The 11,329-nt window shown below is 62.1% G+C and carries 9 protein-coding genes and 1 pseudogene; all 10 read left to right on the plus strand.

Annotation, left to right across the window (positions count from 1 at the left end; all coding sequences use genetic code 11):
- Positions 1-507 precede the first annotated feature (507 nt).
- Positions 508-846, plus strand: a complete 339-nt coding sequence (locus tag ACQZ5H_RS32485; protein WP_112720538.1) for a hypothetical protein — start codon at positions 508-510, stop codon at positions 844-846.
- A 137-nt stretch (positions 847-983) separates the two neighbouring features.
- Positions 984-1,190 carry a hypothetical protein gene (locus ACQZ5H_RS32490; RefSeq protein ID WP_112720539.1) on the plus strand — a complete coding sequence of 69 codons (207 nt, stop codon included), beginning with the start codon at positions 984-986 and terminating at the stop codon, positions 1,188-1,190.
- Positions 1,191-1,397: 207 nt separating this feature from the next.
- Positions 1,398-2,204, plus strand: coding sequence for a pseudouridine synthase (locus ACQZ5H_RS32495; RefSeq protein ID WP_449100214.1), 807 nt, complete (start codon positions 1,398-1,400; stop codon positions 2,202-2,204).
- 13 nt (positions 2,205-2,217) lie between these two features.
- Positions 2,218-2,904, plus strand: coding sequence for a phosphoribosyltransferase (locus tag ACQZ5H_RS32500; RefSeq protein ID WP_449100217.1), 687 nt, complete (start codon positions 2,218-2,220; stop codon positions 2,902-2,904).
- Positions 2,905-3,019: 115 nt separating this feature from the next.
- Positions 3,020-4,765, plus strand: coding sequence for an SLC13 family permease (locus tag ACQZ5H_RS32505; protein WP_449100215.1), 1,746 nt, complete (start codon positions 3,020-3,022; stop codon positions 4,763-4,765).
- 75 nt (positions 4,766-4,840) lie between these two features.
- Positions 4,841-5,785, plus strand: a complete 945-nt coding sequence (locus ACQZ5H_RS32510; protein WP_130284644.1) for a phosphoribosylaminoimidazolesuccinocarboxamide synthase — start codon at positions 4,841-4,843, stop codon at positions 5,783-5,785.
- A gap of 111 nt (positions 5,786-5,896) precedes the next feature.
- On the plus strand, positions 5,897-6,496 hold the full coding sequence (locus ACQZ5H_RS32515) for a TetR family transcriptional regulator (protein WP_112720542.1): 600 nt from the start codon (positions 5,897-5,899) through the stop codon (positions 6,494-6,496).
- A gap of 149 nt (positions 6,497-6,645) precedes the next feature.
- Complete coding sequence (locus ACQZ5H_RS32520; RefSeq protein ID WP_449100216.1) at positions 6,646-7,863, plus strand: efflux RND transporter periplasmic adaptor subunit; 1,218 nt, start codon at positions 6,646-6,648, stop codon at positions 7,861-7,863.
- A 47-nt stretch (positions 7,864-7,910) separates the two neighbouring features.
- The gene (locus ACQZ5H_RS32525) at positions 7,911-11,018 is read left to right on the plus strand and encodes an efflux RND transporter permease subunit (protein WP_130284650.1); all 3,108 of its coding nucleotides are present in this window, start codon (positions 7,911-7,913) and stop codon (positions 11,016-11,018) included.
- A gap of 155 nt (positions 11,019-11,173) precedes the next feature.
- Positions 11,174-11,329, plus strand: a pseudogene (locus tag ACQZ5H_RS32530) (efflux transporter outer membrane subunit); the annotation flags it as partial.

Below are 11,329 nucleotides of genomic sequence, written 5' to 3' on the forward strand. Positions count from 1 at the left end.
CCGCCGCCCACGTTTCTCTTTCTTCTCATCTTCAATTGTCAAATAACTGACGACACCAAGCCGTCACAAAATCAATCGCTCCAAACTTCCGCTCGAAGCACAAACCAGCAAAACAGCCAATCCGCTTGATTTTCTCTAGAACGAAGCCATTCGTCGCCAGCAGCGCCGCCGCCCTCGTTCAGTGACGCGGCTTATACGGCTATCCCTCACAAACAGTCAACAGCGCAAAACCAAGTTTTTTGACATTTTTGTAACAGGTTGATTCGGTTGAGGAATTCTCGGGGAATTTATGCACAGTTCAAGCCCTCCCCTGCTCCTCACGGCGCACCGCCGTCGAAAATCTTTATCAGCTGGTCAAAAAATCGGTTTCTGGACCCTTTGGAAGGGCAATAAAGACCCGGAACCTATTAGAATGGCCGAATAAAGCGCCTTGTCCGTCCCCGTCAGAAGCGCGGAACCTAATCGCCGCTGCGGTGTTCTTTCCAGATTGTAAGAAAGGAGACCATGATGGCAGCCAATACCGATGACATCCGCTCGTCCGTCAGCAAGGACATCGCCGCCCTCCAGCAGGAGGTCTCGCGCCTGCAGAAGATGATTTCGGCCCAGGGCACCGAAGCCTATTACGAAGTGCGCGATCGCGCCGGCAAGGTCTATGAAGACGCCCTGCCCCGCGCCAAGAATGCCGTTGCCCATATCCGCGCCGAAGGAAAGGCCGCCGCAGGCGCCGCCCGCGAACATCCGGCCGCCACGACCACGGCGCTCGCACTTGTTGGCGCGCTCGGCTTCCTTGCCGGATATCTCGTCAGCGGCCAGCAGCAACCACCGCAGCGCAACTGGTGGCGCTGATACCGCGGCGCACAATAATTATGACTTATTGCGGACCTTGGCGACCTTAAATTCGCCAAGGTCCGTAAATACTTAGGTCTTAGAAAAACCAATTTTTAATGCAAGGTATTAGATCATATAACGAGGGAGGACTAATCATGGAAAACCGGAAGACGAACTGTATCGTCGAGGTTAGCGTAAACGGCGTAAACGGCCGTCGCGCCATCGGCATCATGAACATGCAGCAGGCACTCGACCTGCCCGACATGGCAAGCCTGTCCTACACGCATCCCGATCCGGTCAAAGCGGCGGCCGGCATCACTGTCAGCCGTCAGGAGCTTGCAGGTTTCCTGGCCTATCATTGATTGCGGCCGATCATTGATACTGGCATGGCAGATCATGGGTTTTTGACCCTCTAATCCTTCGTCACGGCGCCCTTCGCGCCGATACCTATTCGTGCGCGCCCGCATATCCCCATTCTCTGAAATTCTCTGGATTTCTCCCGCCCACGCTGGCGCCATCCTTCCGTTCGTGCCAAGAACCTGCTCCATGAACGCTTCAAGGACAGCGCAGTGAGGGATCGGCGCCCCCCGCAGAAGTTGCGAGACCGCGCCAAGCCCGCCGCCGACAATGGCGGCAAGCGGGTGACCCTGCCCCGCGCGCTCTCCAAGCTCGGCTTCTGCTCGCGAACCCAGGCCGAACGGCTGATCGCCGAGGGCCGCGTCCTCGTTGATGGCCGCAAGATCACCGATACCAGCGCCTGGGTGGATATCGCCACCGCGAAGATCTCGGTCGATGGCACGGCGATCGCCGCCGAAGACAAGATCTATCTGATGCTGAACAAGCCGCGCGGCCTGGTGACCACCCGTCACGACCCCGAGGGGCGCCCGACAGTCTATGACTGCCTGAAGGATTTCGACGTCCCGCACCTGTCGCCGGTCGGCCGCCTCGACAAGGCGAGCGAAGGCCTGCTGCTCTTTACCAATGACACCAAGTTCGCCCAGACCCTGCTCGATCCGATCACCCATGTCGCCAAGACCTATCATGTGCAGGTCAACAGGATCATGGATGCAGAGCTGCTGGCCGAAATGACTTACGGCGTGCGCCACGACGGCGAGCTCCTGAAGGCGACCTCGGCACGGCCGCTGCGCAACGGCGACCGCAATTCCTGGATCGAGGTCGAACTCGACGAGGGCCGCAACCGGCAGATCCGCCGCATGCTCGAAGCCCTCGATACCGAATGCCTGCGGCTGGTGCGCGTCGCGATCGGCGGCCTGGAACTCGGCGAACTGCCAAAGGGCGCCGTCCGCGCGCTCACAGAGACGGAGCTCCGCGATCTCAAGCGGCGCACCGGCATGGAAAAGACAAGACGGGATTGAACGGCATATGGAGATCGCTCCCCACGACTTCTGGCAGGAACTCCACCCGCCCGGCACCTTCGAGACCGCTGGCGATTTCACGCATTTCTATGTCGCCGAACTGGATGACGGCCGCCAGCTGCGCCTGCCGATCCGCGTTCTCGCCGATGGCGAGCATGCTTTGGCCTCGCTGATCGTCAACCAGGCGAGCTTTGCCGTTCTCGATGCGCTGGCGACAGCGCTTGCTGCCAGGCTGCAGCAGTTCAAGCCGGACATCATCGCCGGTCTGCCGACGCTCGGCCTGACGCTTGCCGCCGCGGTTGCCCAGAAACTCGGCCATATCAGATATGTGCCGCTCGGCACCTCGCGCAAATTCTGGTACCGTGACGACCTCTCGGTCGCGCTTTCCTCGATCACCACGCCGGACCAGCAGAAGCGTCTCTATATAGACCCGCGCATGCTGCCGCTGCTCGAAGGGCGCCGTGTCGCACTTGTCGACGACGTCATTTCCAGCGGCACGTCGATCGTCTCGGGCCTCGGCCTGCTCGATCAGTGCGGCATCGAACCGGTGGCGATCGGCGCCGCCATGCTGCAATCCGGGCGCTGGCGCAGCAAGCTCGCCGCCGCCGGTGGCCAGTGGCTAGACCGCACCACCGGCGTTTTCGCCACCCCGATCCTCGAAAAGACCGCGGATGGCCGTTGGCGCGCACCGACGCCATGAGCGCTGACCGCGCTCGGCCTCAAGCTGAGGATTGTGCGATCTTTCTTCCGCCTCTCTCTATACAGCCGCCAAGACGCCGCTACATTCGGCTGACGGTTGCAACGCGAGCCTGCCCATGAATGTCGAGCAAGCCTCCCTGCTGGTTCTCCTCGCGGCGATGCTCATCCTGTTTTCCCTCGATCGCTTCCGGATCGAGGTCGTGGCGATCGGCGGCCTTCTCGCCGGTTTCCTGCTGAAGCTCTATCCCGCCGACGCGGTCTTTTCCGGCTTCGCCAGCCCCGTCGTCATCACCGTCGTCGAAATCCTGCTGATCGTGCAGGTGCTGGCGCAGGCGAAGTTCTTCGATGGACTGGCGCAGCGGTTTCAATCGGCGAAATGGTCAAACCTTGCCGTCATCGCCTCGCTGGCATCGATCACCGGCTTCATCTCCGTCTTCATGAACAATATCGGCGCCTTCGCCATCATGCTGCCGGCAACGCTGAGGGTCGGCACCGTGCTGCAGATCCCGCGCCGCCAGCTGGTGATCCCGATCTCATTCGCCGCCCTGCTCGGCGGGCTGGTGTCGCTGATCGGCACGCCTGCCAACCTGCTCGTCTCCGACGCGCTGGCAAAGGCAACAGGTCAAGGCTTCCGCTTCTTCGACTTCGCCTATGCCGGCCTGCCAGTCGCGGCAGCCGGCATCCTGCTCATTTCCTTCCTCGTCACCCGCCTGTTCCCTGAAGCAGACGAGGAAATTTCCGGCCCGGCGCCCGCCGCCCGCCGCATCGTCGCCGAGCGCGAGATCCCGTTCTCCTCGCCGCTGGTCGGGACACGCCTGTCGGACTGTCCTGACAGTTTCGGGTTGCAGCCGCATGCGCTGATCCGCGACGGCAGCTTCGTGTTCGGCAGTCTCGCCAAATCGGTGATCGAACCCGGCGACACCCTGCTTGCCGAAGGCGCCGACAGCGTCTTTTCCGATCTCGAAGCCGGCGGCGCTCTACTGGCGCCCGCGCATCCGAACGGGTTGCAGACCGATTTCGCCCGCATCGAGGCCGTCGTCATGCCGGAGAGCACGCTGATCGGCTCGCGCATCCGCTCGCTCGAAGTCTTCCGCAATCGGGGCATTGCCGTCACCGCGATCTCCATGCGCTCGCCGCGCATCGAAGGACGCTTCGAGGATCTGCAGCTGTCGATCGGCGATATCCTGGTGCTCGAAGGCACGCGCGATGCGATCGCCGAGGCGCTGGACGAATGCGAATGCCTGCCGCTTGCGACCCAGCCATCGGCGGGCAGCTCGAAAGGCTCATGGTATCCTTTCGCGATCTTCGCAGCCGGTGTGCTGCTCCCGGCCTTCGGCGTCCTGAGACCCGAGATCGCCTTCGCCATCGTCGTCTTTGCGCTCGCCGTCACCCGGTTCCTGAACATCCGCCAGGCGATGGCCGACATCAACTGGCCAATCGTCATCATGCTTGCGGCGATGATCCCGATCGGCACCGCCGTTCAGACGACGGGAACCGCCGAAGTCGTGGCGCGATGGCTGAGCCTCGTGGTGCCGATCTCGATGCCGCTCGCCGGAATGGCGGTGCTGCTCTTCGTCGCCATGGCGCTGACGCCCTTCGTCAACAATGCGACGGTGGCGATCGTGCTCAGCCCGATCGCCATCGAATTCGCAGAAGCCGCGCATCATCCGCCGGCAGCCTATCTGATCGTCGTCGCGGCCGGCGCCTCGCTCGATTTCCTGACGCCCTTCGGCCACCACAACAATACGCTCGCCATGAGCATCGGCAGCTACAGGGTTTCGGATTTCCTGCGCGCCGGTGGCCCGCTGGCGCTGCTTGGATATATAATGACAGTGCTGATTGTCGCGGCCGTCTGGCTTTGAACGCCATTTGCTTGACATCGCCCGCAATGAAACTAGAGCAGGGATAAACTTCTCCCACAAAGGAATGCTGAGCCCGTGCGAATCCTATCCGAAGCCCATTTCCCCGAATTGCCGAACTATTACCGCGGCAAGGTACGCGAGAATTACGATCTTCCGGATGGCAGCCGCATCATCATCAGCACCGACCGCCTCAGCGCTTTCGACCGTATCCTGACCTGCATCCCCTACAAGGGACAGGTGCTGACGCAGACCGCCCGCTACTGGTTCGAGGCGACCAAGGATATCTGCCCGAACCACGTCATCGCCTATCCCGATCCGAATGTCGTCGTCGGCAAGCGTCTCGACATCCTGCCGGTCGAAGTGGTCGTGCGCGGCTATCTCGCGGGAACGACCGGCACCTCGATCCTCACTCTTTATAAGAAGGGCGAGCGCCAGATGTACGGCATCACCCTGCCCGACGGCATGCGCGACAACCAGATCCTGCCGACACCGATCATCACCCCGACCAGCAAGGAATTCGACGGCGGTCACGACGCGCCGCTGACGCCTGCCGAGATCACTGGCCGCGGACTGCTGACGCAGGAGCAGTGGGACACGCTCTCGAAATACGCGCTGGCGCTTTTTGCCCGCGGCCAGGAAATGGCGGCCAAGCGCGGCCTCATCCTCGTCGACACCAAATACGAGTTCGGCACCGACGCCGACGGCAACATCATTCTCGCCGACGAGATCCATACGCCTGACAGCAGCCGCTACTGGCTGGCCGACAGCTATCAGGCCGCCTTCGAAAGCGGTGGACGCCCCGTCAGCTTCGACAAGGATTTCGTCCGCGCCTGGGTCGCCGATCGCTGCGATCCCTATAAGGACGAGATCCCGGAAATCCCGGCCGACCTGATCGAGCAAACCTCCGCCGTCTATATCAAAGCTTTCGAAGCCATCACCGGCCAGGCCTTCATTGCCGATGACAGCGGCGAAACGCCTCTCGCCCGTGTGCGCCAGAATCTCGCGCCCTATTTCGCCTGACGATCGCCCGGCCGTACCCGCATTGCGTTTTGCACGCTTGCGGGCGCGGCCGCAGTCGCGTTAGCATTTCGGGAAATAAGGGGATGCCGGCAAAGACCGGCAGAGGGCTGAATGGCACGCAGGCCGAGACGGAAGGCCGAGGAAACGAGAGCCGACATCCTGTCGATGGCGGAAATTCTGTTTCGTCAACGCGGCTATGTGGCCGTGTCGATCGCCGATATCGCGACCGCACTCGGCATGTCCCCCGCCAATATCTTCAAGCATTTTCATTCCAAGACGGCGCTGGTCGATGCCATCGCCGAAATTCACCTTGGCGCGGCGACCGAGCGCTTCGGCGCCGTCGATGGCGATCTGCCGGCCAAGGAGCAGCTGCAGCGCTTCGTCCTGCGCCTGCTCGATTCCCATCTGCAGGACATCCAGGATAACCCCTATATCTTCGAAATGGTGCTGACGACGATCCAGGCCAAGCTCGATGCCGGCACCCGCTACCGGGAGCGGATCGAACATCGTCTGGAGCAGATCATCCGGCAGGGTGTCGCCGCCGGAAGCTATAAATGTACCGATACCGGCCATGCCGCGGTCACCGTCGCCGACGTGCTGGCCTGCGTGCTCCATCCCGTGCTGATTGCCCGCGACGACAGGGACACGCTCGTTCACAAAGCACACGACATCGTCAGCTTTGTTGATGCCGCACTGCAAAATAGCGCTTGATAAGTGACGATTGCTGAATTACGTCACTTCAGAAAGCTTTTCTTAAATTCGGATGATGGCGTTTGATCCGGATCGCGTAGCGTCTTCCATGGCGCGTCCGGCTGTTTCCGGCTGATCCTTCATATGCCAACCGCACCAGGGAATTCAGAATGATACGGCGTGCTCTCCTCCTCTCCACGGCTCTGGTCTTCGGCGGCTTTCTGGTCGCCTGCAGCGACAGCGGCAACAAGCAGGCGGGCGCAGCAGGCGCTGGCGCCGGTGCCGCCCAGCAGGCCGCACCCGTCGGCGTCGTCGCTCTGACCAAGGACAATTATCCTGTTACGACGATCCTTCCGGGCCGCGCCGAAGCCTATCAGACGGCCGATATCCGCCCGCAGGTCAGCGGCATCATCCGCGAGATCACCTTCCGCGAAGGCGGCGAAGTGAAGAAGGGCGACGTGCTCTACCAGATCGAGGACGCGCCTTATGCGGCCGCGGTCGAACAGGCCAAGGCCGCGATCGCCAAGGCCGAGGCGAGCGTGCCGAGCGCCCAGAGCAACTTCGACCGCTACCAGCGCCTCGTCGGCAGCGGCGCGACGCAGATCGAATACGAAACCGCCAAGACGACGCTGCTGCAGGCTCAGGCGGAAGTCGAATCCGCCCGCGCGGCTCTGGCCTCGGCGCAGATCGATCTCGATCACACCAAGATCCTCGCCCCCTTCGACGGCATCATCGACCAGACCGCCTACAATATCGGTAACGTCGTCGCCGCCAACCAAACGACGGCGCTGACGACGGTGCGCCAGCTCGACCCGATCTACATCTCGCTGACGGAATCGAGCACCAACCTGCTGCGTCTTCGCGATGCAATGGCCGCGGGCGACATCAAGGACAAGGCGAATGTTGCCTTCCGGCTGATCCTCGAGAACGGCAAGGAATACAATCAGCAGGGCAAGCTCGACATGTCGAAGCAGATCGTCAGCGAGACGACCGGCACCTTCATCATCCGCGTGCTGTTCCCGAACCCCGATCGCGTCATCCTGCCCGGCATGTATGTCCGCGCCACGGTCGAGCTCGGCTCGGAGGACGCCTACGCGCTGCCGCAGCTGGCGACCAGCCGCGATGCCAACGGCCGCCTGACGGCACAGTTCATTTCCGGCGACGGCAAGGTCGAGACCCGCGTCTTCGAAAATGCGACGCCCTCGAACAATTCGTGGCTCGTAAACCAGGGCGTCAAGGACGGCGACCAGCTGATCGTCAGCGGTCTGCAGTCGATCGCGCCCGGCATGCCGGTGAAGCCGGTTCCCATGAAAATCAATGAAAACGGTGTGGTCGTGGCTGCCGAACAGCCTGCGGCCGGTGACGCTCAGAAGCCCGCCGCGAAGTAAGTCGCGACGCCTCTCATAGTGATCCAAGCCGCACAGGAATAAAACTGATGGCCAAGTTCTTCATCCGACGCCCGATCTTTGCGTGGGTCATCGCGATCACCATCATGCTCGCGGGTCTGCTCGGCATCTACACGCTGTCGATTTCGCAATATCCGGATATCGCCCCGACCACGGTGCGCATCAACGCCACCTATCGCGGCGCCAGCGCCGAAACCGTCGAGAAATCGGTGACGACGATCATCGAAAAGGGCATGACCGGTCTCGACGACCTGACCTACATGACCTCGACCTCGTCGACCGGTTCGGCCAGCATCTCGCTGACCTTCGGCAACAGCGTCGATGCCGACATCGCCCAGGTTCAGGTGCAGAACAAGCTGCAGCTGGTGCAGTCGCAGCTGCCGGGAGACGTCATCGACGCCGGCATCAGCGTCACCCGCTCGACGTCGAGCATCCTGCTCGTGGGATCGCTGGTCTCGACCGACGGCAAGCGCTCGTCCGTCGATCTCGGCAACATCATCTCGAACTCGATCGAAGATCAGGTGCAGCGCCTCGAAGGCGTCGGCAGCATCAACATCTTCGGCTCCGGCTACGCCATGCGCGTCTGGCTCGATCCCTACAAGCTGCAGAAGTTCCAGCTGACGCCAAGCGACGTCACTTCGGCGATCGAGGCGCAGAACACCCAGGTCTCCGTCGGCTCGCTCGGCGCCCAGCCGACGACGCAGGGCCAGCAGCTGAACGTGACGATCACCGCCCAGAGCCAGCTGACCACGGTCGACGACTTCGAGCACATCATCCTGAAGGTCGAGAAGGACGGTTCGACAGTGCGCCTCAGCGACGTCGCCCGCATCGAGATCGGCCAGGAAAGCTATGGCGGCGCCTCGCGCTATAACGGCCAGCCCTCTTCCGGCTTCGCCGTCAATCTGGCGATCGGCGCCAACGCTATCGATACCGCCGAGCGCGTCCGCGCCTCGCTGGATACGATCGGCCGCTCGCTGCCTGAAGGCGTCGAGATCACCTATCCCTACGACACCACGCCCTTCGTCGAGCTGTCGATCGAGAAGGTCATCCACACGCTGATCGAAGCGATCGTGCTGGTCTTCGTCGTGCTCCTGATCTTCCTGCAGAACCTGCGCGCCACGCTGATCCCGACGATCGCGGTGCCCGTCGTGCTGCTCGGAACGTTCGGCATCCTCGCGGCGGCCGGCTATTCGATCAACACGCTGACGATGTTCGCCATGGTTCTGGCAATCGGCCTGCTCGTCGACGACGCCATCGTCGTCGTCGAGAACGTTGAACGCATCATGTCGGAGGAAAAGCTCTCGCCGCTCGAAGCGACCGAGAAGTCGATGGGCGAAATCACCGGCGCCATCGTCGGCATCGCGCTCGTCCTGACCGCCGTCTTCATTCCGATGGCCTTCTTCGGCGGCTCGACCGGTATCATCTACCGTCAGTTCTCGATCACCATCGTTTCGGCGATGCTGCTCTCGGCGCTCGTCGCCATCGTGCTGACGCCGGCGCTCTGCGCCACGATGCTGAAGCCCGTCGACGGCCACAAGAAGAACCGCATCGGCGACTGGTTCAACCGCAACTTCACCCGCTCGACCAACGGCTATGTCCGCAGCATCGGCTATCTCCTGAAGCGGCCGATCCGCGTCATGCTCGTCTTCCTGCTGATCGGTGCCGGCTGCGCCTATCTTTTCGCGCGCCTGCCGAGCTCCTTCCTGCCGCAGGAAGACCAGGGCGTGCTGCTGACCATCGTCACGACGCCGCCGGGCTCGACGACCCAGCAGACCCAGGCCGTCGTCGAGAAGGTCGAGAACTACTATCGTGAGAACGAGAAGGACGCAGTCGATTCCGTCTTCGGCGCCCTCGGCTTCGGCTTCAACGGCTCCGGCCAGAACAGCGCGATCGTCTTCACCAAGCTCAAGGACTTCTCGCTGCGCACCGACCCGAACCTGCATGCGCAGGCCGTTGTCAACCGCGCGCTGAAGAACTTCTTCGCCATCCGCGAAGCACAGGTCTTCGCCCTCCTGCCGCCGGCCATCCAGGGTCTCGGCGTCTCGAGCGGCTTCTCGATGTATCTCGTCGATACCGGCGGCCACGGCACGCAGGCGCTCGACGCCGCCTCCAAGCGGCTGATCCAGATGGGCAACAGCAGCGGCAAGGTCGTCGCTCTGCGCTCCAACAACAAGGAAGTCGAGCCGCAGATGAAGATCATCATCGATCAGGAAAAGATCGGTGCAATGGGCGTCGATATCGCCTCGGTCAATTCGATGCTGTCGATCATCTTCACCGGCCGCGACGTCAACGACTTCACGCTGAATGGCGAGATCAAGCCCGTCTACGTGCAGGGCGATGCACCGTTCCGCATGCAGCCCAGCGATCTCGACCACTGGTATGCCCGCAATACGGCCGGCGAAATGGTCCCCTTCTCCGCCTTCACCAAGACGGAATGGGCGCAGGGCGCGCCGTCGCTCGCCCGCTTCAACGCCACAAGCGCCATCCCGCTCGACGGCGCCTCGGCGCCGGGCGTCAGCTCCGGTGACGCGATGAACGAGATGGAAGCGCTGACCGCGCAGCTTGGTGGCGGCTATACAGTGGCATGGCAGGGCATCTCCTATCAGGAGCGGCTCTCCGGCTCGCAGGCGCCGATGCTCTACGCGATCTCGGTCCTCGTCGTCTTTCTCTGCCTTGCAGCACTCTATGAAAGCTGGTCGATCCCGTTCTCGGTCATCATGGCCGTACCGGTCGGCGTCCTCGGCGCGCTCGCAGCCGCAACGCTGTTTGGCCAGGCAAACGACGTCTACTTCAAGGTCGGCCTGCTGACGACGATAGGATTGGCGGCGAAGAACGCGATTCTCATCGTCGAGTTTGCCAAGGACCGAATGGAAACGGGGATGGGCCTTTTAGAGGCGACTCTCGAAGCGGCAAGGCTGCGTCTGCGCCCGATCATCATGACCTCGCTCGCCTTCATCCTCGGCGTCGTGCCGCTGGCGATCGCGACCGGCGCAGGCTCGGCGGCGCAGAATGCCATCGGTATCGGCGTTCTCGGCGGCATGCTGGCGGCAACCGCACTCGGGATCTTCTTCGTTCCGTCCTTCTTCGTGGTCATCCGCCGGGTGTTTTCGCGGCGCAAAAATGAGGCGGGAGTGTGATAAAAATACACTGCCCGAACGCCAGACTCATTGCTACATTGCGGCCGACTGCTTCGGCATGGTGTATCTCGTTGGCACGGAGCGCGGCCGATTGCGAAGCATGATGCTTCGGACAAGAAATTTAGGACTTGGTCGAGTTACAGGAAGAACATTGCATGGTATCTCTTCGTTATGCCACACCGGCGTTGATGCTTTTGTTGGCGGGCTGCGTAAGCGGCCCGGATCATGTACCGCCGGAAATGCCGCTTCCTGCGAAGTTTGGCGAAGGCGGGGTCAAGAGCAATGGTGATGTTGCGACCGCCCAGTGGTGG

This window comes from Rhizobium sp. 21-4511-3d, assembly GCF_053522545.1.

Excerpts from the sequence above, each read along its gene's own strand:
- ACQZ5H_RS32520 (WP_449100216.1), top strand. The coding sequence starts at position 6,646 with ATGATACGGCGTGCTCTCCTCCTCTCCACGGCTCTGGTCTTCGGCGGC.
- ACQZ5H_RS32505 (WP_449100215.1), top strand. The coding sequence starts at position 3,020 with ATGAATGTCGAGCAAGCCTCCCTGCTGGTTCTCCTCGCGGCGATGCTC.
- ACQZ5H_RS32525 (WP_130284650.1), top strand. The coding sequence starts at position 7,911 with ATGGCCAAGTTCTTCATCCGACGCCCGATCTTTGCGTGGGTCATCGCG.
- ACQZ5H_RS32515 (WP_112720542.1), top strand. The coding sequence starts at position 5,897 with ATGGCACGCAGGCCGAGACGGAAGGCCGAGGAAACGAGAGCCGACATC.
- ACQZ5H_RS32485 (WP_112720538.1), top strand. The coding sequence starts at position 508 with ATGGCAGCCAATACCGATGACATCCGCTCGTCCGTCAGCAAGGACATC.
- ACQZ5H_RS32490 (WP_112720539.1), top strand. The coding sequence starts at position 984 with ATGGAAAACCGGAAGACGAACTGTATCGTCGAGGTTAGCGTAAACGGC.